The 26,242-nt window shown below is 39.8% G+C and carries 15 protein-coding genes; 14 read left to right on the forward strand and 1 reads right to left on the reverse strand.

Annotated elements, in window-relative coordinates; genetic code table 11:
- Nucleotides 1-155 precede the first annotated feature (155 nt).
- From ACTJKN_RS10955 to ACTJKN_RS10995, 9 genes are all read left to right on the forward strand, one after another.
- Nucleotides 156-2,894 (forward strand): family 78 glycoside hydrolase catalytic domain, encoded by a 2,739-nt coding sequence (locus ACTJKN_RS10955; protein WP_440824911.1) that lies wholly within the window; start codon nucleotides 156-158, stop codon nucleotides 2,892-2,894.
- A 101-nt stretch (nucleotides 2,895-2,995) separates the two neighbouring features.
- Complete coding sequence (locus tag ACTJKN_RS10960) at nucleotides 2,996-3,655, forward strand: DUF3826 domain-containing protein (RefSeq protein WP_440824912.1); 660 nt, start codon at nucleotides 2,996-2,998, stop codon at nucleotides 3,653-3,655.
- A 93-nt stretch (nucleotides 3,656-3,748) separates the two neighbouring features.
- Entirely contained in the window at nucleotides 3,749-4,885 is a 1,137-nt protein-coding gene (locus ACTJKN_RS10965; RefSeq protein WP_440824913.1) for a sialidase family protein, read from the forward strand.
- Nucleotides 4,886-5,120: 235 nt separating this feature from the next.
- Nucleotides 5,121-6,413: an acetylxylan esterase gene (locus tag ACTJKN_RS10970; RefSeq protein ID WP_440824915.1), complete on the forward strand. Its 1,293-nt coding sequence runs from the start codon at nucleotides 5,121-5,123 to the stop codon at nucleotides 6,411-6,413.
- Between the two features lie 5 nt (nucleotides 6,414-6,418).
- Nucleotides 6,419-7,312: a sugar phosphate isomerase/epimerase family protein gene (locus ACTJKN_RS10975; protein WP_440824917.1), complete on the forward strand. Its 894-nt coding sequence runs from the start codon at nucleotides 6,419-6,421 to the stop codon at nucleotides 7,310-7,312.
- Nucleotides 7,313-7,544: 232 nt separating this feature from the next.
- Nucleotides 7,545-10,025 carry an L-rhamnose mutarotase gene (locus ACTJKN_RS10980; protein WP_440824919.1) on the forward strand — a complete coding sequence of 827 codons (2,481 nt, stop codon included), beginning with the start codon at nucleotides 7,545-7,547 and terminating at the stop codon, nucleotides 10,023-10,025.
- Nucleotides 10,026-10,093: 68 nt separating this feature from the next.
- Nucleotides 10,094-11,179, forward strand: a complete 1,086-nt coding sequence (locus tag ACTJKN_RS10985; protein WP_440824922.1) for a Gfo/Idh/MocA family protein — start codon at nucleotides 10,094-10,096, stop codon at nucleotides 11,177-11,179.
- A 233-nt stretch (nucleotides 11,180-11,412) separates the two neighbouring features.
- On the forward strand, nucleotides 11,413-13,002 hold the full coding sequence (locus ACTJKN_RS10990; RefSeq protein ID WP_440824923.1) for a sodium:solute symporter family transporter: 1,590 nt from the start codon (nucleotides 11,413-11,415) through the stop codon (nucleotides 13,000-13,002).
- Nucleotides 13,003-13,221: 219 nt separating this feature from the next.
- Nucleotides 13,222-15,387: an alpha-L-rhamnosidase-related protein gene (locus ACTJKN_RS10995; RefSeq protein ID WP_440824925.1), complete on the forward strand. Its 2,166-nt coding sequence runs from the start codon at nucleotides 13,222-13,224 to the stop codon at nucleotides 15,385-15,387.
- Between the two features lie 705 nt (nucleotides 15,388-16,092).
- Here the strand turns inward: ACTJKN_RS10995 and ACTJKN_RS11000 are convergent.
- Complete coding sequence (locus ACTJKN_RS11000) at nucleotides 16,093-16,866, reverse strand: IclR family transcriptional regulator (RefSeq protein ID WP_230140880.1); 774 nt, start codon at nucleotides 16,864-16,866, stop codon at nucleotides 16,093-16,095.
- A 275-nt stretch (nucleotides 16,867-17,141) separates the two neighbouring features.
- Here ACTJKN_RS11000 and ACTJKN_RS11005 point away from each other — a divergent pair, with 275 nt between their 5' ends.
- The 5 genes from ACTJKN_RS11005 (at nucleotide 17,142) to ACTJKN_RS11025 (ending at nucleotide 26,184) form a co-directional block, all read left to right on the forward strand.
- Nucleotides 17,142-19,901 (forward strand): family 78 glycoside hydrolase catalytic domain, encoded by a 2,760-nt coding sequence (locus ACTJKN_RS11005; RefSeq protein WP_440824927.1) that lies wholly within the window; start codon nucleotides 17,142-17,144, stop codon nucleotides 19,899-19,901.
- Nucleotides 19,898-21,010, forward strand: a complete 1,113-nt coding sequence (locus ACTJKN_RS11010) for a glycosylase (RefSeq protein WP_440824929.1) — start codon at nucleotides 19,898-19,900, stop codon at nucleotides 21,008-21,010. Before ACTJKN_RS11005 ends, ACTJKN_RS11010 begins: the two co-directional genes overlap by 4 nt.
- 160 nt (nucleotides 21,011-21,170) lie before the next feature.
- Entirely contained in the window at nucleotides 21,171-23,594 is a 2,424-nt protein-coding gene (locus tag ACTJKN_RS11015) for a glycoside hydrolase family 2 TIM barrel-domain containing protein (protein WP_440824931.1), read from the forward strand.
- A gap of 281 nt (nucleotides 23,595-23,875) precedes the next feature.
- Nucleotides 23,876-25,036, forward strand: coding sequence for an ABC transporter substrate-binding protein (locus ACTJKN_RS11020; protein ID WP_440824933.1), 1,161 nt, complete (start codon nucleotides 23,876-23,878; stop codon nucleotides 25,034-25,036).
- Nucleotides 25,033-26,184, forward strand: a complete 1,152-nt coding sequence (locus ACTJKN_RS11025; protein ID WP_440824935.1) for a CaiB/BaiF CoA transferase family protein — start codon at nucleotides 25,033-25,035, stop codon at nucleotides 26,182-26,184. The genes ACTJKN_RS11020 and ACTJKN_RS11025 overlap by 4 nt, the downstream gene beginning before the upstream one ends.
- The last annotated feature ends 58 nt before the right edge of the window (nucleotides 26,185-26,242 follow it).

Raw genomic sequence — 26,242 nt, forward strand, 5'->3', positions numbered from 1 at the left:
TTATTGGTCTGCGTAAATCTTCGAAATCAGCGGGAACAAATAAATGTTTAACCGCAAAGAACGCTAAGTTTTTCGCAAAGCAAAGAAGAAAGAGTAATTATAGAAGTAAAAAAATCAGTGTATCAATCAATCTGTGTAATCAACCGCGAAGCGTAATGAACATTAAAATCTACATAGCGATCATCAGCATTTGGTTCCTATCCTTTTCAAAAGTGATGGCGCAAGTCTCGTTGCAAAATACCACCTGCGAAATGCTCGAAAATCCGTTGGGCATTGATGTTGTAAAACCTCGCTTCGCCTGGCATATCATATCAAATGAAAGAAATGTAATGCAAACGGCTTACCAGATCTTGGTGTCTTCTTCGCCAGAGAAATTAAATGCCAATGAGGGTGATTTATGGAATTCTGGAAAGATTAACTCACCAGAATCTATTCATATCGCTTACAACGGGAAAATGCTTAAAAGCCGGATGAAAGCCTATTGGAAAGTTAAAGTGTGGACTAATGTTGGGCAAAGTGAATGGTCTGCTAACAACTATTTTTCTATGGGTTTGCTGTACTATAAAGATTGGCCAAAAGGCTGGATTGGTTTTGACAGGGCATTCGCATGGGACAATATCAAAACCGATTCGCGTTTATCTGCCAGATATTTCAGAAAAGAGTTTCAGAGTACGAAAACTGTAAGATCAGCCACCGCATCTATCATAGGTTTAGGTTTGTATGAACTCTACATCAACGGCAAAAAAGTTGGAAATGATGTTTTATCTCCATCGCCTACGGATTACACTAAAAACGTAAAATATAATACTTACGATGTAACCAGTTACCTCCAGAATGGTAAAAATGCAGTTGGCACAATACTTGGAAATGGCCGTTTCTTCGCCATGCGCCAAAATGAAAAACCTTATAAAATCAAAACATTTGGTTTCCCGAAAATGCTGATGAACATCAACATTGTTTACACCGATGGAACAACAGCAAATATTGATACCGACAATAGCTGGAAAGGCACAACGGATGGACCAATCAGAACCAATAACGAATATGATGGTGAAGAATACGATGCAACCAAAGAAGTAGCCGGCTGGAATAAGGTAGGTTTTGATGATAGCAAGTGGGCCAAAGCAGAATTTGTGCAAGAACCAACGGGAACCATTGAAGCCCAGATGAATGAAAACATGAAAGTGATGAATACAATTAAGCCTGTTTCAATTACTAAACTTTCTGGTGGCCGGTATATTTTGGATATGGGTCAAAACATGGTGGGTTGGCTACAGATCAAGGTAAAAGGCATAAAGGGCAAACAAATCAAAATGCGCTTTGCAGAATCATTACAAGATAATGGCGAACTCTTTACAGCTAACCTTCGCAATGCGAAATGTACCGATTTATACACTTTAAAAGGAGGAGAATTAGAAACCTGGGAGCCTACTTTTGCTTACCGCGGATTTAGATACGTAGAACTTTCAGGATATACTTACCAGCCATCAGTGAATGATTTTCTTGGCAAAATGATTTATGATAACATTAAAACGGTTGGAACTTTCGAAACTTCAGATGCTTTAACCAATCAGATCTTCAAAAATGCATGGTGGGGAATTGCCGGAAGTTATAAGGGGATTCCGGTTGATTGCCCTCAACGTAACGAGCGGATGCCTTGGCTTGGCGATAGGGGCGCTGTGGCTTACGGAGAAAGTTTTCTTTTTGATAACGGCAGATTTTATGCCAAATGGTTAGAGGACATCAGAAACTCGCAGAAAGAGGATGGCGCCATTCCAGATGTTGCACCCGCATTTTGGCGCTACTACAGCGACAACATGACCTGGCCCGGAGCAATGCTTTTGGTTACTGAAATGTTATACAAACAAACTGGTGATGTTTCTGCCGTAAAGGACAACTATCCGGCAATGAAAAAGTGGCTTACTTACATGCAAGACCGCTACATGAAAGATTACATTTTAACTAAAGATAGTTACGGCGATTGGTGTATGCCACCCATTACCATCGAATTTGGGCGGGGTAAAAGTGCAGACAAGAAATATCCTTCCGAATTAATCTCAACGGCATATTATTATCATTTCACGCAGTTGATGATACAATTCGCTAAGGTAAGCGGTAACGATGAAGATGTAAAAGCATATGAACTTTTAGGGAACAAAGTCAAAGATGCTTTTAATCAAAAATATTATAACGATAAAGGTTATTATGCTTCTAATGCCTTAACGGATAACATCATTCCACTTTATTTCGGAATGGTTCCACAAAATAAAATAGATCAGGTTTTTAAGAATGTCACTTATACTGTTGAAGTGACAAATAAAGGCCATTTAAGTAATGGTCTGGTCGGAATCCAATGGTTAATGCGCTGTTTAAACGATTATGGCCGACCAGATTTAGCTTATACAGTTGCAACACAGAAAACCTACCCAAGCTGGGGTTACATGGTTGATAATGGTGCAACAACTATTTGGGAATTATGGAATGGCAATACGGCTGATCCGAAAATGAATTCGCAGAACCACGTGATGATGCTAGGCGATCTGCTGATCTGGTATTACGAAAACCTTGCAGGTATAAAATCTGAAGAGGCTGCTTTTAAAAAGATTATCATGAAACCTGAAATGATCAATAGTTTAAACTCGGTAAATGCAAGTTACAATTCGGTTTATGGGTTAATCAAAAGCAGTTATAGCAAAACGGCTAACCAGTTTAACTGGAACATTACCATCCCAGCAAATACAACGGCGTTGGTTTATATTCCTGCAAATAATAAAAATGAAGTTTCAGAAAAAAATAAGTCAATTAAGGATTTAAAATTTGTAAAAATGGAGCATAATAGCGCTGTTTATGAACTTGGTTCTGGAGATTATGCTTTTGTGGTGGAGCGGAAATAAAATAACGGTTCGTGGTGACACGAACCATGGCGAGAAAGGATTACTGTATATAAGCCTCGGTTTGTGTCTTCACGAACCGAAACAATAATTAAAACACAATTATGAGAAAGTTTTTTAAACCATTTATGCTGATAACCTTACTGATCACCTCAGTAAATGCATTCAGCCAAACCAAAGATATTGTTGTGCCAGAAGAAATCCTAACAAAGGCAAAAGAATGGGCTTCTGCACTAAATTTAACCGACAGAACAAAAAAATCCGCTGTCGAAAATGTAATTGCGGTTCATTTAACCACCATTAGAGATTGGCATAACGATCATCCATCATCAACCGTTCCTGATGGAATAAACCCGGTTACAGGCAGTAAACTAAGTGATTTAGACAAACAGATCATTGCTGATTCTGCTATGCCGTCAACCGTTCATCAATCGCTTATGGACGGATTGAAAAAGAATTTAACACCAGAGCAGGTAGAAACCATTTTAGACAAATACACCATCGGAAAGGTTGATTTCACGATGAAAGGTTACAAAGCAATTGTTCCGGATTTAACTGCCAATGAGGAAGCTAAGATTTTGGCTTTTTTGAAACAAGCCAGAGAACAAGCTGTCGATTATAAAAACATGAAGCAGATTTCAGCCATTTTTGAAATTTACAAAACGAAATCAGAGCAGATGTTAAATAACAATGGTCGCAGCTGGAGAGCGCTTTACAGTGCTTACACTAAAAAAATAAAGGAAGAGAAAGCAGCGAAACAGTAGGCAATTTCCAGTGAAAAGTTTTCAGTTTTTGAGTAATAAAGCAAATCTGTGCAATCAAATAATCTGTGTAATCCACCTCGAAGAGAAAGAAATATGAAATTAAAAAAAATATACATCACCATCAATCTAATTTTTGCGTTCACCATTTGTGCAAACGCTCAGGTAGAAAAATGGCAAAGAGGCATCGTAAAACAAGAATTCTTATACGATAAAGCACCATTCCCATCCTGCCACTCCGCAACAATAGCAGAAACACCAACCGGTTTAGTAGCATCGTTTTTTGGAGGAACCAAAGAACGGAATCCAGACGTGGAAATCTACATCAGCCGTTTTGTTGATGGAAAATGGCTGGCACCGATTTCGGCCGCTAACGGTATCCAACCTAATGGTAAAAGATTACCTACATGGAATCCGGTTTTATATCAGGTTCCCGGTGGAGATTTACTGTTGTTTTACAAAATCGGGCCAAAACCATCAGAATGGTGGGGCATGATGAGAACCTCAAAAGATGGCGGTAAAACCTGGTCGGATGCTACAAAATTGCCCGATGGTTATATCGGCCCTGTAAAAAATAAACCTGTTTTGTTAAGCAATGGGAATCTCTTTGCGCCATCGAGCAGAGAAGGCGATGGCTGGAAAATCCACTTCGAGGTAACTCAGGATAACGGTAAAACCTGGAGAACCGTAGGACCATTGCCTGAAAATGGAATTAAAGCCATTCAACCGAGCATTTTACAACATGGCAATGGTAAATTGCAACTATTGGCCAGAACCGCCAACCGTGCCATTGTAGAATCCTGGTCTGAAGATAATGGCGAAACCTGGTCTGCATTAACCAAAACATTTTTACCAAATAACAACTCCGGTACAGATGCAGTAACAATGAAAGATGGCCGCCATGTATTGGTTTACAACCATGTTTTGCCTCCGGGCGATTTAGCTAAAGGGCCACGTACTCCATTAAATGTTTCGGTTTCAAAAGACGGTAAAAAATGGTCGGCCGCATTGATTTTAGAAGATTCGCCGATCAGTCAGTATTCTTATCCTGCAGTGATTCAAACCGCTGATGGTATGTTACATTTCATTTATACCTGGAGAAGAGAAAAGATCAAACATGTGGTGGTAGATCCATCGAAGTTAAAACTAAAGAAAATCAAAAATGGCATTTGGCCGAAACTAAAAGGTTATACCGCACCGGTAATTACTGAAACTAAAAATGAGGAGGGTTAAGATGATAGATTTAACTAGATACGTCATTTCGAGATTTTGGCGATCGTCATTGCGAGGAGAGACGCACTGTAGCCGAGAAATCTTAAGTAAGGGAACTCGTCCCCCTTTGGAGGGGGCAGGGGGAGGAATTTTGAGGAGTGGATATTTAGTAGCCATTTTTTTATTCGCCTTTAATCATCTCTCCGCTCAAACCCAAAACACCGATAACCTCTATAAAAAGCCGCTTGTAGAAGTTTTGAAAGAGATTCAAACGCGCTTTAAAGTTCAAATCAAATACTCCGAACCACAGGTAAGGGATAAATGGGTGAACTATGCAGAATGGCGTTTCCGTGCAAATGTTGATGAAACCCTTGCAAATGTGCTTGCCCCTTTGGATATGAAAGTAAACAAAGAAAAGGCAGGTGTTTACAAATTGAAAGAATACGAATATTACCGTTGGGAGGTCCAGGATGGATGGGCTTATCTGGATAGTTTGGCAACAAAATACCACGACCAGGCTAGCTGGGAAAAACGAAAGGCAGAAATAAAGCCCGAGTTATATCAAGCCTTATTGTTGTCACCATTGCCTGCCAAACCAAATTCAAAACCGATTATCACAACGAAAAGAATTTTTGACGGTTATTCAGTAGAAAACATTGCACTGGAGATTTTACCTGGGGTTTGGATTAACGGTTCACTATATAAACCGTTACATTTTAAAGGAAAAATCCCATTGGTGCTAAGTCCGGACGGGCACTGGGAAAAGCAGCGTTTTAGGCCCGATTGCCAGACCCGCTGTGCTATGATTGCCAGAATGGGCGCTATGGCTTTTAGCTACGACTTATTTGCCTGGGGCGAATCGATGCTACAGTTTAAATATGAAGATCACCGCAAAAGTTTGGCGCAAACTGTTCAGGCTTTGGGGGGAATCAGGATTTTAGACTACTTCAGTGCGCTAAAAGAAACTGATACAACCAGAATTGGCATCAGTGGAGGTTCTGGTGCAGGAAGCCATTCTATTTTAATGACTGCCATGGATGACAGGATTAAACTAAGTGCTCCCGTAGTGGCGATGTCGTCTTATTTTTATGGTGGCTGCCCTTGCGAAAGCGGAATGCCAATCCATCAATGTGGCGGCGGGACTGATAATGTAGAACTGGCTGCAATGGCAGCACCTCGGCCCCAGTTATTGGTGTCAGATGGTAGCGACTGGACAGCACACACACCCGAACACGATTTTCCTTACTTACAAAAAATGTACAGTTATTATGGTGTGAAAGATAAGGTCGAGAATGTTCACCTTCCTGATGAAAAACATGATTTCGGCATTAATAAGCGTATTGCACTTTACGATTTCCTGATCAAAAACTTCAAACTAAATGGTGCTGCAGTTAAAGCTAAAACAGGTAAATACGATGAAAGTAAAGTAACCATTGAAAAGGAAAATGCCCTTTACGTTTTTGGGGATAAAGGTGAAAAATTACCTAAAAATGCAGTAATGGGATTTGAAAATCTGGAAAAATTATTCCCGTTAAGTACAAGCAAATAATGGATATGGAGTATCAAAACAGAAGATCTTTTATCGGCAATGTTGCGTTGCTTACAGGCGCTTTAATGATCCCCAATCAATTGCTTTTGGCAGCAGAAAAGAACAATTATAAAGTTGCCGTGATAGATTTAATGATTTTAAAACGTCAGAAAATCAGTGCTTTGCCACTCGCAAAAGAAATCGGTGCTGACGGATTGGAAATTGACATGGGCGGCCTGGGTAATCGGGAAACATTTGACAATAAACTGGCCGATCCAAAAATCAGGCAGGAGTATCTGGATAAAGCAAAAGAGCTGAACCTCGAAATCTGCTCGCTGGCGATGACCGGATTTTATGCGCAATCATTTGCCAAGCGACCAACTTATCAGAAAATGATCCAGGATTGTTTGGATACTGCTAAAGCAATGAAGATTAAGGTGGTATTTCTTCCATTGGGTATTCAAGGTGATTTAGTTAAAAATCCTGAACTGCGCGAACCTATTGTTGAACGGTTAAAAGTTGCCGGAAAAATGGCTACCAAAGCTGGAATTACAATTGGAATTGAAAGTGCTTTAGATGCAAAAGGCGAATTACAGTTATTAAAAGATATTGATTGCAAGCATGTTAAAAGTTACTTCAATTTCTCGAACGCCATAAAGAATGGAAGAGATTTACATCAAGAGCTCAGAATTTTGGGCAGGAAAAACATCATTCAAATTCATGCCACCAATGAAGATGGTGTTTGGTTACAGAACGATCCCAAAATCGACCTCAATAAAGTAAAATCGACACTTGATGATATGGGTTGGAAAGGATGGCTGGTTGTAGAAAGAAGCCGGGATGCCAAACAGCCAACAAATGTAAAATATAATTTCAGTGCCAATACAAGCTATTTGAAATCAGTTTTTCAACCGAAATAGTATAAATACAATGAAATACTTTTTGAGAAAAATTTATGGTTTTTACAATCTATCGGTACGTGGAGACACGTACCGTGGCGGTGTATCTATGCCTTGGTTCGTGTCTCCACGAACCAAACAAACTAAACCATTTTTAATTTTCTCTCCTTGGTCTGTGTCCTCACAGACCAATCGAGCAAAATATTATCCATCAAACAACTTGAATTTAAAAAGGTGTTCGATAATCTTACTAATGCTAAGTTTATTACATCTAAAAGTAAGTGCAGCAGATATTTACGTATCCATAAATGGTAATGATACTAATGTAGGAACCAAGGAAAACCCCTTGGCCACGCTACATTCTGCTATTAGAAAAGCTCGCGAATTGAGGCGCTTAAATGATGTTTCTACTAAGGATGGAATCCGGATTATAATCGGGAAGGGTTTTTATCAATTGCACGAACCCGTAGTTCTTCGACCTGAAGATTCTGGCACAAAAGATAGTCCGACAACAATTATTTGCGCACCTAACGAAAAAGTTATTTTGAGTGGAGGCATTCAGATAAAAAACTGGAAAAAGTTAAACCGCCCAATTGCTGGTCTGCCAAAAGAATCTAACGGGAAAGTTTGGGTAGCTGATGTTCCAAATTTAGATGGGAGCGACCTGCAGTTCAGGCAGCTATGGGTAAATGGCAATAAAGCCATCCGCGCAAAAAATTATAATGGTGAAGAAATGGGGAGAATTTTATCATGGGATAACGAAAAGCAAACCTGTAGAATTCCATTACAAAAAGGCATCAATTTAGCAAATATTAAAGGAATGGAAATGCTCATTCATCAATGGTGGGCCATTGCAAATCTTCGTGTAAAGTCTGTTAAAATTGTAGGTAATGCGGCGGAACTTTCTTTTATGCAGCCCGAAAGCAGGATCCAATCCGAGCATCCATGGCCAGCACCATGGATTTCAGTCAAAACAGGGAATTCTGCTTTTTATTTAAGCAATGCGATCCAGTTTTTGAATGAACCTGGAGAATGGTTTGAAGATTTACAGAATCACAAGCTTTATTATTGGCCAAAAGCATCAGAAAATATGCTAAATGCTGAAGTGATTGCTCCCGCTTTAGAAAACCTGGTTAAAATAGAGGGAACGATTGATCAACCAGTTTCTTTTGTAAATTTTAAGAACATTTCTTTCGAGCATTCTACATGGTTAAGACCATCAAAACAGGGGCATGTTCCTCATCAGGCGGGAATGTACATGCTTGATGCCTATAAACTAGAAAAAGCAGGAACACCAGACAAACCTACGCTAGAAAATCAGGCCTGGGTTGGTCGTCCGGCTGCTGCAATTGAAGTAAGTTATGCCAATCACACAGCTTTCGAATCTTGCCGGTTCGAGCACATGGCTTCTACTGCTTTGGATTATAAAAAAGGAACTGCTGAGAACGAAATCAAAGGAAATTTATTCAAAGATATTGGTGGTTCAGCCATTCTAATGGGAACTTTCTCTGATAAAGCGACCGAAGTACATTTGCCTTACAATCCTACAGATCAACGAGAAATTTCGACGAACAATAAAATCGAAAACAACCTGATTACCGATGTAACCAACGAAGATTGGGGTGCCGTCGGTATAGGCGCAGGTTATGTTCGGGGGATTAAAATTCGGCATAACGAAATTAACGATGTGTCTTATTCGGGCATCAGCGTGGGTTGGGGATGGACGAAAACCCGAAATGCGATGGAAAACAATACCATCAGCGGCAATAAGATTCATCACTACGGAAAACACATGTACGATGTAGCCGGAATTTATACACTATCTGCTCAGCCAGGATCATTCATTACCGAAAATGTGGTCGATAGCATTTACAAAGCGCCATATCCGCACCTCCCTGATCATTGGTTTTATCTTTATACCGATGAAGGTTCTTCGTATTTTACCATCAAAAACAACTGGACGCCAACCGAAAAGTATCTTCAAAATGCCAACGGACCAGGCAATTTATGGGAAAGTAACGGACCAAAAGTTTCCATTCATATCAGGCAAAGTGCGGGTTTAGAAAAGCCTTTTCAATATTTATTAAAAGAGAAAACCAATTATTCAAAAAGAGGCACCAATCAGGCTGTAGATCAATCTGTTGTATTCGAATTGGTTTTTAAATCTGAGAATCTGCCAGGTAACAATGTCTTAAAAACTTTTGCAAAAGAAAATAATCTCCAGCCAGGTTCAATTTATAAATGGAACAACCGACTGGTAATTTATACTTCAAGTTTAAAGGTGGAGAGCTTGCGGCAAACTTTAAAACGTTTAAACGCGACAGAAGTTAAATTGTACGATAATCTGTTTTACGATTTCAACAGGGAAAAGAATTGTGGCGATAAGCCAGTAGCAGAGTGGGATAACATCATTTTATCAGCCAATTTGGTAAAGGATGAAAAACTCCAGAAAGAATATCTGGCCTATCACAAAACACAGTTCGAAAAATGGCCGGAGATATCAAAAGGATTCTGTAAGGCCGAGTTTCAACGGTTAGCCATCTTTAAAAACGATAGACAGTTAATGCTGATTATCAGTATTCCTAAAGGAAAAAGTTTAGATGAACTGAATCCAAAAACCACTGAGAACAATCCAAAAGTAGACGAATGGAATGCCATCATGAAAAAATACCAGGAAGGAATTGAAGGAACAAAACCAGAAGAGGTTTGGGTTTTCTTTAAACCGATAGAATAAAAGACTTATCGTCCCCCTTTGGAGGGGGCAGGGGGAGGAAAACAATAACGCTTAGAAAAAATAATATCATGTTAAGATTAGGGATTTTAGGTTTAGGAGAGGGCAGAAGTACCATTTCTGCATCATTGGCAAGCAAAAAGTTTAAGCTTATCCAGATTTGCGATGCCAATAAAAAGCTTTGCGAAGAACGGGCTTTAGAATTTGATTTTCAAAACTGGACAACCAACTACGAGGATATGTTAACCAGCGACAAAATCGATATGATTGCGATTTACACACCAGATCATCTGCATTTTGAGCACATTAAACTTGCACTGGAGCATGGGAAACATGTGGTGTGTACCAAACCGTTTATCGATGATTTAGGTCAAGCCAATGAACTGTTGGCGTTAGCCAAGAAATCAAGAAAAAAGATTTTCGTCGGGCAAAGCTCTCGTTTTTTTGAGCCTGCCATGCGCCAGAAGAAAGATTTTGATGCAGGTTTAATCGGAGAACTGATTACGATCGAAAGTCACTACCATGCCGATCATCGCTGGTTTCTAGAAAAAGGTTGGTCGTTAAAACAATCATTTAAGTGGCTGTATGGTGGTTTAAGTCACCCTGTTGATTTTATCAGGTGGTACATGCCCGATATTGAAGAAGTTATGGGCTATGGTATGTTAAGCAGTAATGGTTTAAAAGCCGGGCTGAAAAACCAGGATACCATGCACTTTATCTTTAAAGCAAAAGATGGAAGAATTGCGAGGGTAAGTGGTGCTTATACTGGCCCAACACAGCCCGCAAGTCGCGATAGTGGTATGAGCTGTATCCTGCGTGGAACAGAAGGCGCTAGCCAGGCCGATTACCACGAACTGCGTTATTCGGTTACAACCAAAACAGGCGAAGAAAAGATCATCACCTGGGGCGACTCTACTTTAAAGCACTATTTCCGTTTCGAAGGACAAAGCCATCACGCCGGAGAATACCAGAATTACCTGGAATATTTTGCAGATAGCATCAACAATAACTTTACCGCATACCCTGATTTAAAAGAAGGCATCGGAACCGTTGCATTATTACAGGCGATGGATCAATCTCTAGCAACAGGTTTGCCAGTAAAAGTTGATGAAATTTTGAAAGCAAATCACATTACAAGGGAATCGATAGGATTGTAATTGTTTGCCACGGAGACACAGAAAACACGGAACATAATGCGCCATGCCATGGTTCGTGTCTCACGAACCGGTAATGAGAAAGATCGTCATTGCGAGGCACGAAGCAATCCTACAACTATGGGGTGATTAGCGATCGCATTAAGATTGCTTCGTGCCTCGCAATGACGAAAAATGAATGCTCCGTGAATTCCGTGATTCCGTGGCAACACTAAATAACTAACCAAATAAACCTAATGGGAAACATTGTAGAACGATTAACCAGTTTAGATTACTTTATCGTAATTGCTTACCTCATTATCTTGATTATCATTGGTTATCGGGCCAGTTTTTCTAAAAAGAAGAACGATGATGAGACCTTATTTTTGGCCAATAAATCATTAAACTGGAGCAGCATCGGTTTCAATATGTGGGGTACAAATGTTGGTCCGTCGATGTTATTGGCTTTTGCCAGTATTGGCTATAGCACTGGTATCGTGGCCGTTAATTTCGATTGGTATGCCTTTATCTTTTTATTCTTACTGGCCATTGTTTTCGCACCTAAATACCTTGCCGCCAAAGTAAGTACCATGCCCGAGTTTATGGGCAACCGTTATGGCGATTCTACGCAAAACATTCTCGCCTGGTATGCGCTGGTTAAGATTTTAATCTCCTGGTTATCGCTCGGTTTGTTTGCCGGGGGCTTTTTGGTCCGACAAATTTTAGGCATACCCATGTGGCAATCGGTTACCGTATTGGTCGCTTTTGCCGGATTGTTTACCTTTTTCGGCGGTTTAAAAGCCATTGCCAAAGTAAATGTTTTCCAAATGATTTTATTGATTGCCGTTTCATTATCACTCATGCTTTTGGGACTGAATAAAGTTGGTGGACTTTCTGCTTTATATCAAAAAACACCACATCATTTCTGGAATTTAATCCAACCCGCCAGCGATCCAAAATATCCATGGTACGCCATTTTATTGGGGTATCCGGTTGCAGCTGTGGCCTTTTTCTGTACCGATCAATCGATGGTTCAATCGGTTCTGGGTGCTAAGAACTTAAAACAAGGGCAATTGGGCGTGAGTTTTATTGGCTGGCTAAAAATACTCTCATTACCGTTGTTTATCGGAACAGGAATCCTTTGCTATGTGTTATTTCCTGGCTTAAAAGATCCGAACGAAGCTTATATGACCATGGTAACCAATTTATTTCCTCCCGGTATGAATGGCCTGGTAATCGTTGTGCTGATTGCGGTTTTAGTAGGTACAATTGGCTCTTCTTTAAACTCTTTAAGTACCGTTTTTACCATGGATATCTATGTAAAGAAAATAAACCCACAGGCGAGTAATAAACAGATCATCCGCATTGGCCGCTGGGCAGTTGTTGCAGGATGTATTTTTGCGGTTGTAGTGGTTTTGGCCATCGATAATATTAAAGGATTGAATTTATTCGATGTTTTTCAATCGGTTTTGGGCTTTATTGCGCCGCCATTATCGGTCGTGTTTTTACTCACCGTTTTATGGAAAAGAACCACAAGAAAAGCGGTGAATTTTACACTTTCCATCGGCTCAATTTTAAGCTTGGGCGTTGGGGTAACTTATTTATGGATTTTACCATCGGATAAATACACTTTCTGGCCACATTACCTGATGTTATCATTTTTCATTTTCGCAGGATTAATGATCATCGCGATTTTGATTTCTTTATTGGATAGGTCACCAAGTATTTACACGGTTAATGAAGAACACCAGGCCAATATAGAAAAACCAGCAAGAACAGTTTGGATTTCGTGGATTGCATTGGCCATTGTGATGATTGCACTTTACCTTTTCTTTAATGGACATTAAATGGGGTAATCGTCATCCCGAATTAATTCGGGATCATGATGCAATTGTCATTAAGATTCCCGCCTGCGCGGGAATGACGGCCGAACTAAAAAATGAAAGTAACAAATGAACCACGGATGAAAAGGATGCACACAGATGCAAAGATCCGTGTTTATCTGTGTCCATCCGTGGCAAAAAATAAGAAACCAATATAAAATCTGTGGCTAAAAACTAAGCAAAATGAAAACCTTAAAAAAAATAATCCTCCTCACTATTTTCACCTGCTCGGCAGCACAACTTTTCGCGCAAAAAGCTTCATGGATCTGGTACCCAGGCGATTTCGATATCTACATGAGCAATGTGATGCAGAACCGCAGAACCGAAAGAGGCTCCTTTTTCCCTGTCTTCTGGAAAATGGATAGTCATTATGTTTTGGTCGATTTTCACAAAGAATTTAATCTTGCTCAATCTGAAGAGGTTAAGTTGTTTGTAGAAGGTACTTACAATGTTAAAATCGATGGTCAGGCCATTGCCGGTTTTCCAAAAAGCATTCAAATTCCTGCAGGAAAACACAAATTGAGTTTGAAGGTTTACAACCAGGCACATGTTCCGGCGATTTTTGTTCAGGGTAAAACGGTAGTTTCTGATGAAACCTGGCTGACTACTTTCGAGGATAAAGAATGGATCGATGCGAGTGGGAAAACCTCTGATAAATCGGGAACTACCTTTGTTTCGGCAGGCTCATGGAATTTAACTGATCCAACTCAATTGCCATCACAGTTTAAATTGCCTGTTAAAGGTATTGCCGCGGTAAGTAGAAAAAAGAATGAGGGGGGAGAACTATTAGATTTTGGAAAAGAAACTTTTGGCTTCATTAAGGTTCATGGTTTAAAAGGTAAAGGTAGATTGAGTTTATTTTATGGTGAATCTGCTGAAGAAGCTTATTCTGAAGATAAATGTGAGACTTTAGATTATGTGGATATTGATTTGGCTGTGAAAAAGGATTCCATTATGCCACTTTCGAAAGCATTTAGATATGTGAACCGCCAAACAACTGGAGATGTAACAGTCGATTCTATTTCCATGTTATATGAGTATTCACCAGTAACAGAAAGAGGAAGTTTTAAATCTTCGGATGAGGAGCTCAACAAAATCTACGATGTAGCCAAATATACCTTCCATTTAAATACTCGCGAATTCTTTATCGATGGGATAAAACGCGATCGCTGGGTATGGAGCGGCGATGCTTATCAAAGTTATTTGATGAACTATTACTCGTTTTTTGATGCACCAACTGTAAAACGGACTTTATTGGCTCAGCGTGGAAAAGATCCCGTAACGGCGCACATCAATACCATTATGGATTACTCTTTTTATTGGTTTTTAGGAATTTATGATTACTATAAATTTACCGGCGACCAGAAGTTCGTACAGGATATTTACCCGCGGATGCAGTCGCTAATGACTTATATTGATGGAAGAAAGAATAAAAATGGCCTGTTAGAATGGATGCCTGGTGACTGGATTTTTATCGACTGGGCAGATAAACTGAGTAAAGATGGTGAAGTAAGTTTCGAACAGTTGTTATATGCCAGGAGTTTAGAAACAATGGCTTTATGTGCCAAATTAGCCAATGATACAGAAGGTATTGCCAAATACGATAAGCAGGCTAAAGAACTGAAAAACAAGATTTTTGAACTTTATTGGAATCAGCAAAAAAGTGCTTTGGTTCATAGCCGGATTGACGATAAACAGACAGATAATGTAACCCGCTACGCCAACATGTTCGGGATTTTCTTTGATTATTTTAGCCCGGAGCAAAAACTAGCCGTTAAGAAAAATGTACTCTTAAACGATAAAATAGCCAAAATTACCACACCTTATATGCGTTTTTATGAGCTTGAAGCATTATGTGCCATGGGCGAACAACCTTATGTATTAAAGGAAATGAAAAATTATTGGGGTGGCATGTTAAAATTGGGTGCAACCTCTTTTTGGGAGGAATACAACCCGGATAAAAAGGGAACCGAACACTTGGCGATGTACGGCCGCCCGTTTGGAAAAAGCCTTTGCCATGCCTGGGGTGCAAGTCCGATTTATTTATTGGGAAAATATTATTTAGGCGTACAACCTACCACACCAGGTTATGAAACTTACACCATTGAACCTAATTTGGGTGGCTTAGCCTGGATGGAGGGCAAAGTACCAACAGCGAATGGTGATATTTCAGTGTTTTGTAGTAAAAAAGAAATCAAGGTTTCTTCTCCAACAGGTGTAGGTAAACTAAAAATAAAAAGCAAAAGCAAACCAGTTGTAAAAGGTGCTGAAGTTAAAGAAGTATCGAAGGGAATTTATGAAGTAACAATTGAAAAGGGTAAGGATTATAGCGTGAAGTATTCGGGGTAGTTTCGTCATTGCGAGAAGGCTTTTTCAGCCGACGAAGCAATCTTACTACTATGGGTTATAGCGACCGCTTTAAGATTGCTTCGTCATTCTTCCTTGCAATGACGATAAGCTTATAAACCTGCGAGGTTTGAAACGAAAATCTCAATACGGTAGTACCAATTCCTCATCGGTACCGGAGCGAAGTGGAGGTTTTATTTAGCCGGTCATATTATTTAGAAAAGCGTGGTTCAGTGCTTTTAGGTTATGAAAGCCCTGCTCTCCCTCCAAGTCCTCTCCCGATAGAAAAAATCGGGATCCGGGCTTTCCGTTCTATCAGGTTTATTTAACCAAACTCAGTTGTTCTTGGCTACATCACCCTATCTATAGCTTATTGCGACAGATACCGCGTTAGGGATTTTAAGGTTCTGGGCTACCGCTCGTTTCTAACGAGCGTTGAATAGCTTGTCGTTTACAAACGATAAAATCGTAAAGTTATTTATGCACTCGTTGAGAAACGAGCGCAAGCAATTAAGCGAAATATCATGATACGGTAGCTTCGCGTTAGGGATTGTAAGGGTTCAGTACCGATTTTTCATCGGTACCGGAGCGAAGCGCAGCCCTGCAAAGCCCGGACCCTTGCGTAGCTTGGGGAACGCCCAAATCAGTTGGCAATTGCAGTTATATTAACCATTAGAAAGTCAAAGCCCCCTTTTAGGGGGTCGGGGGTTAAACCCCAATCCTTTGCTCAATCTTTTTAACACATTTATAGGCCTCGGCAAGGATTACATCATTTTCAATCGCTTGATCTACATTTATCGCATTTAACATCGAAATGGTTAAACAGGCGATAATTCCATTATTGCCATTAATACCAATTGGTACCGAAAGATCGGTAACACCAGAAACTGAATCACTATTTTTGAAATAAGAGCCAGTTTGCTGAATATCTTCCAATGAGGTCAAAAAATCTTCTTGCTGGGCTTTAGCATATTTTTTAAAAATGGAATTGTTTTTTAATGTTGTGCTACGCTCAGCCTCGGGCATATAAGCCAATAAAACCTTTCCTGATGCAGTTAAAGGCAATGGAAACAAATTTCCCTCTTCGATAGAAAGCGCAATCGGCCCCGGACTTTTCGCATGAATAATCACCATTACCTGGTTCATGTACAAAATACTCAAGTGGCAAGATTGACGGATACTATTTGCCAGTTCCTCTAATGGAAACTGGGCAGCTTTACGCAGCTCATCAATAGGCGAGTGCCTGTGCGAGAGGTAAAAAAGCTTTAACGATAGCCTATACTTGCCCGAAACTTCATCACGTAAAATATAGCCACGACTTTCCAGACTCATCAACATCCTGTAAATTTCGTTTGGCGTTTTCTCAATACCAATAGCAATTTCAGTTTGAGACAATGGGATAGATTGTGCTGATAAATACTCCAATATATCAAGTCCTTTATCCAAAGCAGGGGCTTGGTACTTCGATTCTTTTTCGTTCATGCGGGTTTAAATTTGGCTGTATCGTATTTTTTACAATTTCAAACATACAAAATGCTTTCTTATTTATCCAAGAGAAGATTTTGTATAATTTAAATACGAATATATGTTTTCATATTTAAAAAAAACATTTATATTTGAATTAGAGATAGTATTTTAAAGTTACGGAATTTAAAAGGCTTAATTCTATAGAATTGAGAATTTATTTCTGAAAAAAATTATCGCTGATGACCATTTATAAACCTAACCAAAACATCCGAAACGGTGTGCAATAGTGAATGAGCAAACTTGTAATATTTTCTTGGCTTTATCTGTTAAGCATTCCGCTTTTTGCGCAAGATATTAAGGTTGCTCAATTGGATTGTGCGTATCGGAATAATCCTATTGGCATTGATGTTCTTTCGCCGGGTTTAAGCTGGAAACTGCAATCAGCTAAACACAATATCATGCAAACAGGCTATCAAATCGTAGTTTCTAGCAGTTTAAGCAATTTAAATAAAAATATTGGGGATGTTTGGGATACTCAAAAAGTAAACTCAGGCCAATCATTACAGATTAAATATCAAGGTAAAAAGTTATTATCAAGCAAAACCTATTATTGGAAAGTCCGTGTTTGGGATAATTTCGGACATGAATCTGCCTGGAGTGCTTCGGCTTCTTGGCAAATGGGATTGCTCAGCACAGCCGAATGGAAAGGTGCAAAATGGATTGCCTATGAAAAACTGGCGGATTCTAATATAAATAGTTTGCCAACGGATGGTAAAAAAGACAAATTCAGTGGCAATAACATCTTGCCAATGTTCCGCAAAGGTTTTACGGTGACGAAGCCAATTAAAAAAGCAACAGCTTTTATTTCTGGTTTAGGCCATTTTGAAATGAGTTTAAACGGAGCGAAAGTTGGTGATGACTTTTTAGCACCCGGCTGGACGAAGTATGATAAAGAGGCATTATACCTCACTTATGATTTAACCAAACAGCTCAAGAAAGGCGAAAATGCAATCGGAGTGATGCTGGGCAATGGTTTTTATTATATTCCTCCTGTTAAAGAACGGTATAGAAAATTAAAAGTAGCCTATGGTTATCCGAAAATGATCTGCAGGTTGTTGATCGAATATACGGATGGAACTTCAGCGAATATCATCAGTAACCAAAGTTGGAAAACCGCGCCATCACCCATAACTTTTTCAAGCATTTATGGCGGTGAAGATTATAATGCCAACCTCGAGCAAAAAGGCTGGGATTTAGCAGGTTTTAACGATAACAAATGGAAATCATCATTATTGATTGATGGTCCGAAATTAAATGCCCAAAAAGAAGAACCTGTAAAGATTTTTGAAAATTTTTCACCTCAAAATATTAACCCGGTTGCCAATGGCGAATGGGTTTATGATATGGGCCAGAACGCTTCTGCAATTATCGAATTGAAAGTACGGGGTAAAAAAGGAGATACGGTCCGCATTACCCCAGCCGAACTATTAAAAGCAGATGGTTCGGCAACACAAAAAAATATCGGCAGCCCATCTTATTTTACCTACATTTTAAAAGGAGATGGTTTGGAAACCTGGCGTCCTAAATTCTTTTATACAGGCTTTCGCTACCTGCAGGTTAAAGGAGCTGTTCCAAGCGGTAAGGCAAATCCATCTGGCAAATCAGTCATAGAAGCTTTAAAAGCCTTGCACATCCGAAATGGCGCTGAGCAGGTAGGTAGGTTTTCATCCTCGAACGAGTTGTTCAATAAAACTTTCAGCCTGATCGATTGGGCGGTTAAAAGCAATATGGTTAGTGTTTTTACCGATTGTCCACACCGTGAAAAATTGGGCTGGTTAGAGGAATTGCATTTAATGGGCAGTTCTGTAAAATATAATTACAATGCAGCGCCGCTTTTCAAAAAGGCATTACAGGATATGAAGAACTCGCAATTGGCTAGTGGTTTGATCCCTGAAATTGCACCTGAGTATGTAAAATTTGAATGGGGCGGCGATATGTTCCGCGATTCGCCTGAATGGGGCAGTAGTGGCATCTTAATGCCGTGGTATTTGTATCAGTGGTATGGCGATAAACAGGCTATGGTTGATTATTACCCAATGATGCAGCGTTACATCAATTATTTGGGCACTAAAGCAAATAACCACATTTTATCGCAAGGTTTAGGCGATTGGTATGATCTGGGGCCAAAACCGCCCGGCGTTTCTCAGTTAACACCAATGGGCGTTACGGGTACAGCCATTTATTATTATGATTTAAAAATTTTAGAAAAAACGGCTACGCTTTTGGGCAAAAAGGCTGATGCAATGGCCTATGCGAAACTTGCCATTGAAGTGAAAAATGTATTTAACCATAAATTCTTTGATGCAAAAAGCAAACAATATGCAACAGGATCTCAAACTGCAAATGCAATGGCGGTTTATATGGAACTGGTTGAAGAAAAGCATAAAAAAGCAGTGATCGAGAACTTGGTTAAAGATATCAGAGATCGTAAAAACAGTTTAACAGCAGGCGATATAGGTTATCGCTATGTGTTGCGCGTTTTAGAAGATGCCGGTAAATCGGATGTGATTTTTGATATGAATAGCCGTTCTGATGTACCTGGTTATGGCATGCAACTGGCCAAAGGTGCAACGGCTTTAACCGAATCGTGGGCCGCTTTGCCAACCGTATCCAACAATCATTTTATGCTCGGCCACTTAATGGAATGGTTGTATAGTGGCCTTGGTGGGATCCGTCAGGAAGAAAATTCAATTGCTTTTAACCATATTAAAATCGAGCCCGAAGTGGTGGGCGATTTAACCTCGGCTGATGTGCGTTACAATTCTCCTTATGGCAAAATTTCGTGCAAGTGGGAAAAAACAGACCAAACGTTTACACTGGAGGTGAATATCCCGGTAAATACAAAAGCAACAATTTACTTTCCTGTTTTGCCGAAGTATGAAATCTCCGAAGAAAACAATTCGACATTTACGGATGCAGGAATAGCAGACGGGAAAGCTAAGGTTGTTATAGGTTCAGGTTATTATAAGTTTAATTTAAAGTACAAATGAAAAAGATAATCATCGCATTTTTCCTTTTTGTAAGTGCATTAAAATTAAATGCTCAGACCATTAATCCTGTTTCGGCCGAAACCATGGAAAAGATTTATCAGAAAGTAAAAACGCCTTATAAATATGGCTTGGTAATGGTTCCTGAGGATAAAGACCATAAAATGGATTGCCCAACGGTTTTCCGTAGGGGGAAGTTTTGGTACATGACTTATCTTATTTTTAGCGGCCGTGGTTACGAAACCTGGCTCGCAAAAAGTAAAGATTTATTACACTGGGAAAATCAGGGCAAACTGATGTCGTTTGGCAATGCTGGCCATTGGGATGACAACCAAAAAGCGGGTTACAACGCTTTGCTAGATACCAAATGGGGCGGAAGTTATGGCGTAAATAAATTCGACGGCAAATATTGGATGTCGTATTTCGGAGGTAAAGAAAAAGGATATGAAGTGGAGCCTTTATCAATCGGAATGGCTTATACCACGAAAGATCCATCAATGGTTCAAGAATGGAATAGGCTTGATAAACCTGTTTTGACTTCGCGTGATGCAGATGTACGTTGGTGGGAAAACCGGAACAAACTTTTTAAAAGTACAGTAATTGAAGATAAACAGAAGTTGACAGGACATCGGTTCGTAATGTACTATAATGCTGTAGGCGATTCTTTGCCAAACAATAAAAAAACACGCTGGTACGAACGCATCGGTATGGCGGTTTCTGATGACATGGTTCATTGGCAGCGGTTCAATAAAAACCCTGTTGTTCATCACCCTGTGGGCATTACAGGAGATGCTGTAATTCAAAACATTAATGGAACCTGGATAATGTTTTACTTCGGTGCTTTCTGGCAAGATAGAAAGGGTTCATTTAACCGTTTTGCTGCCTCAAACGACCTGGTAAACTGGACCGATTGGACCGGTGATAACCTGATTGAGTCGTCAGAAAAATATGATGAATTATACGCACATAAATCTTTCGTGCTGAAATATAAGGGCACGGTGTATCATTTTTATTGTGCGGTAAACAAACTAGATCAGCGCGGCATTGCTGTGGCCACATCGAAAGATTTGGGTAAGAGTAGAATGAATTTTGTAAGTGAAAAGAAGAATTAAGATGAAGAGGCTACCTAATTTTAAAGTTGTAATTTTTCTGACATTCGGTTTGTGGGCGTCCCGTCATTGCGAGGCACTGCCCGTCCCGACTTTTCGGGAATGCAATCCTAATGCGAAAGAACGGCCAACCCATAGTAGTAAGATTGCTTCGTGCCTCGCAATGACGACCAATCAAGATAAGATTAGGCCTGAACCCCGCATCAGAACCAGCTTTAACAAAGATTGGAAATTCTTTTTAGGAGACGAAGCAAATGCAAAATCCCCAGCATATAACGATCTTAAATGGAGAAAACTCACTTTACCGCATGATTGGAGCATTGAGGGGAAATTCGACGAGAAAAACCCTGCAAAACCTGAAGGTGGCGGTTTACCCACAGGGATTGGCTGGTACAGAAAAGAATTTACAGCTCCTGCCAATTTTAAGGATAGATTAATCACCATCGAATTCGATGGCGTGTATAAAAACAGTGAGGTTTGGATCAATGGTCAGTATCTGGGCAAAAGGCCTTACGGCTACAGCTCTTTTTCTTACGAGATCAGCAAATTCTTAAAAGCTGGGAAAAATACCATTGCAGTTAAAGTTGATAATTCAGCACAGCCTGATTCGCGCTGGTATTCGGGTTCGGGGATTTACAGAAATGTATGGCTTACATCTGCTGCAAAAGTTTCAATCAAACGCAATGGCACTTTTGTGAAAACCTTCCTAATCAGCGGCGATAAAGATCAAAGTAACGAAAGCAGAAAATTAAAACCTGGTGAAAGTATCGCTTCAGTAAATGCGGAAATCGAGATTGAAAATAAATTCAACACAAAAGGTGCTTATAAAATCCTAACGACCATTTTGGATGATAAAAATATCCAATTGCAAAAAAAGGAATGGCCACTCCATACAAGTGAAACTGCTATAACAATGAAGATTAGCGGCCTTGGAATAACTAATCCTAAACTGTGGTCTGTTGACCACCCTACGATGTACAAGTTGGTGGTAGAAATTGCGCAAGCCGATGGAAAGATTATTGATCAATATGTAACACCTTTTGGGGTTCGTGAATTCAATTTCGATGCAGCTAAAGGCTTTTCATTAAACGGAAAACCAATGAAAATTTTAGGCGTTTGTTTGCATCACGATTTAGGTGCCCTGGGTGCTGCCGTGAATGTAAGAGCAATGGAACGTCAGCTCGAAATTATGAAAGCAATGGGCGTGAACGCCATCCGTACAGCCCATAATCCACCTGCACCTGAGTTTTTAGATCTATGTGATAAAATGGGCTTCCTGGTTATGGACGAAGCTTTCGATATGTGGGTGAAAAAGAAAACCAAAAACGATTACCACCTCGATTTTCAAGCCTGGCACAAAAGAGATCTGGAAGATATGATCAAACGCGATCGTAACCACCCATCCATTATCCTTTGGAGCATCGGCAACGAAATCCGTGAACAGTTTGACAGTACAGGTATTGCGATTACCAAAGAATTGGTTGGCATTGTTAAAAATTTAGATAAAACCCGGCCTGTAATCTCTGCTTTGACAGAAACCAAAGCCGAAAAGAACTTTATCTATCAGGCCAATGCATTAGATGTTTATGGATTAAACTACAACCACAAACTGTATAAAGATTTCCCTAAAAATTATCCTGGCGTTAAGTTTTTGGCTACAGAAACCACCTCAGCACTTGAAACCAGGGGCTTTTACGACACAGCAGATACCATCCGTCGTTGGCCAAAAGATGGAAAAACGAAATTTACAGAGGGAAATAACGAGTGGTCGGCATCGGCTTACGATAATGTTTCAGCTTATTGGGGTTCTACACACGAAGAAACCTGGGCAGCAGCAAAAAAATATGATCATGTTTCAGGTTTATTTGTTTGGACAGGTTTCGATTACCTGGGAGAGCCTTTACCTTATCCGTGGCCAGCAAGAAGTTCGTATTTTGGAATCGTTGATTTAGCAGGTTTTCCCAAAGATTCCTATTACATGTACCAGAGCGAGTGGACAAATAAACCTGTGTTGCACCTTCTGCCTCATTGGAACTGGAAACAAGGAAAATCGGTTGAAGTTTGGGCATATTACAACAATGCCGATGAGGTAGAATTGTACCTGAACGGAAAATCGTTAGGGAAAAAATCAAAACAGGGCGATGATTTACATGTGCTTTGGAATGTGTCTTTTCAACCTGGAACTTTAAAAGCAGTATCCCGTAAAAGAGGCAAAGACGTTTTAGTACGTGAAGTGAAAACCGCAGGAGATCCGGTAAAGATTGAATTAATTGCAGACAGGAAAAACATTAAAGCTGATGGTAAGGATTTATCTTTTGTAACCGTTCGCATTTTAGACGCTGCTGGTAACGTAGTCCCAAATGCAGATAATCTGGTTGATTTTCAGGTTGAAGGTGTTGGGTTTATTGCAGGTGTTGATAATGGGTTTCAGGCCAGCTTAGAGCCTTTTAAAGCCAACTACCGCAAAGCTTTCCATGGTTTATGTTTGGCCATTTTGCAATCAACGGAAAAAAACGGAACCATAAAATTAACAGCTTCATCAGCTGGTTTAACATCATCATCGATAATTATAAAAACAGGTAAATAGAATAACAGAAATAAATCATTGGCCGTGGTTCGTGTCATCACGAACCACAAATTAAAACCTATCGGTTGGTGTCTCACCGACCGAAATAAGTAAAATAATAACATGGTTGGTTGAGACACCAATCATTAGATAAAATAAAAAGGTATTGTCATTCTGAGGAACGAAGAATCTTCAAACTTAGGAAATTGGCTCTGTTAAAGCAGCAATTGAATAGGTTTTCTGAAATAGGAAAGATTCTTCACTGCGTTCAGAATGACAAAGAAATAAAAAGAAGAAATACAGTGGAGAAGACGATAAATTTAAAAGGAATAACCTGGAACCATAGCCGCGGGCTTTTGCCGATGGTGGCTACGGCACAGCGATTTTCTGAATTATACCCAAATGTAAATATCACCTGGGAGAAAAGAAGTTTGCAGCAATTTGCCGATTTTTCAATCCAGGAATTGGCAGAACGGTTTGATCTGCTGGTGATCGATCATCCCTGGGCAGGTTTTGCCTCAAAAACTAAATCAATTGTGCCTTTGGATCTTTATCTTTCTCAAGAATATTTAAAAGATCAGGAAGAAAATTCTGTTGGCCAATCATACGAGAGTTATTTTTATAATGAACACTTATGGGCCTTACCTATAGATGCGGCAACTCCAGTAGCAGCTTCAAGGCCAGATTTACTTGCTGAAAAAGGCTTAGAATTACCTAAATCTTTTGAAGATCTATTGGCACTTGCCGATAAAGGTTTAGTTGCCTTTGCAGGTATTCCCATCGATGTTCTAATGAATTTTTACACCATCTGCTGTTCTTTGGGTGAAGATCCTTGTCAAGGTGATGAGCAGGTGGTTTCTAAGGAAATTGGTGTTAGGGCTTTGCAAATGTACCGGGAACTGGCCTCCAAAATAGATCAGGCAAACTTCGATAGAAACCCGATCCAGGTATATGAAGCAATGACTTTAACCGATAAAATTGCGTATTGTCCGTTTGCTTATGGCTACTCGAACTATTCGCGTAACGGTTATGCCCGCAAGACCCTGCATTTTCACGATATGATTTCTTTAGATGGTAAAACCAATCTGAGAAGCACATTGGGTGGAACAGGTTTGGCCATTTCTGCTAAATGCGAGGCATTGGAGATGGCTGCCAAATATGTAGAATTTGTAGGTTCGCCCGCCTGTCAAGCTACTTTGTTCTTTGAGAGTGGTGGTCAACCAGGGCACTTGGCCGCATGGAAAAATGAAGAAGTCAACCGACAGAGTCAGCATTATTTTCTGAATACTTTACCGGCCTTACAAAGAGCTTTTCTCCGTCCACGTTACCATGGTTCGATGTATTTTCAAGATCATGCAGGCGATGTGGTGCGCGATTATTTAATAAATGGTGGAGATGAAATCCAGGTTTTATCAGCCATGAACAAATTATATCAGCAATCTAAAAGTTTAGTGTTATCATGAACAGACCGCTTGAAGGACTTTTGGTTTTAGAGTTCTGTCAATTTCTGGCAGGACCATCAGCTGGTTTGAAACTGGCTGATTTAGGCGCCCGTGTAATTAAAATCGAACGACCAAAAACAGGCGATGCCTGCAGATCTTTATCCATCAAGAATCTTTTTGTGGATGAAGACAGCCTGCTTTTTCACACCATTAACAGGAATAAAGAAAGTTATACCGCCGACTTAAAAAATCCGGAAGATTTAGAACGACTTAAAAAATTAATCAGCAGGGCCGATGTGATGACGCATAATTTCCGTCCTGGTGTGATGGAGAAAATTGGTCTGGATTATGAAAACGTTCAAGAAATCAATCCGAAAATTGTTTACGGGATGGTAACCGGCTATGGAAGTGAAGGCCCATGGAAAAACAAGCCAGGCCAGGATTTATTGGTACAATCTGTTTCCGGATTAACATTTTTATCGGGTGTTGATGTAGACGGACCAGTTCCTTTCGGACTTTCCGTTTCGGATATTATGTGCGGAAACCATTTGGCACAAGGTATTATAGCTGCTTTGATTAAAAGGGCAAAAACCCATAAAAGTGTTTTGGTTGAGGTGAGTTTGCTCGAATCCATTTTAGATGTACAGTTTGAAGTATTAACCACCTATTTAAACGATGGTGGTAAATTGCCAGATAGAAGTGGAGCAAAAGGCAGTGCACACGCTTATTTAAGCGCTCCTTATGGCATGTACGAAACCAACGATGGCTATATTGCCATGGCCATGGGCAACCTGCCAAATATCTGCGCAATCATTAATTGTGATATTACTGATCTGTATGTGGAGGCAGGTTCAGCATTCGAAAACCGCGATAAATTAATTGTCCGCCTCGCCGAAACCTTTAAAAAAGAAGATACAAAACATTGGGTTGATCTTTTGGAAGGCCATGGTATTTGGTGTGCAGAAGTATTAAATTATCAAACCGCTACAGCATTGAATACCTATAAAAGCCTACATATTGAACAGGAACTGGATTTAGATGAAGGCAAAAAAATAAAGACAACAGTAAGCCCGATTAGATTGGATAATGAAAAGTTATTTGCCAGTAAAGCAGCGCCAAAATTGGGAGGAAATACTTCAGATATTAATAAAGAGTTTGAATTGAATTAATACAAATGATCCTCATTTCGACTGGAGCGCAGCGGAATGGAGAAATCTATAGGACAAA

Origin of the sequence: Pedobacter sp. 22163, assembly GCF_052045595.1 — a bacterium.
In the GTDB taxonomy this organism is placed as follows: Bacteria; Bacteroidota; Bacteroidia; order Sphingobacteriales; family Sphingobacteriaceae; genus Pedobacter.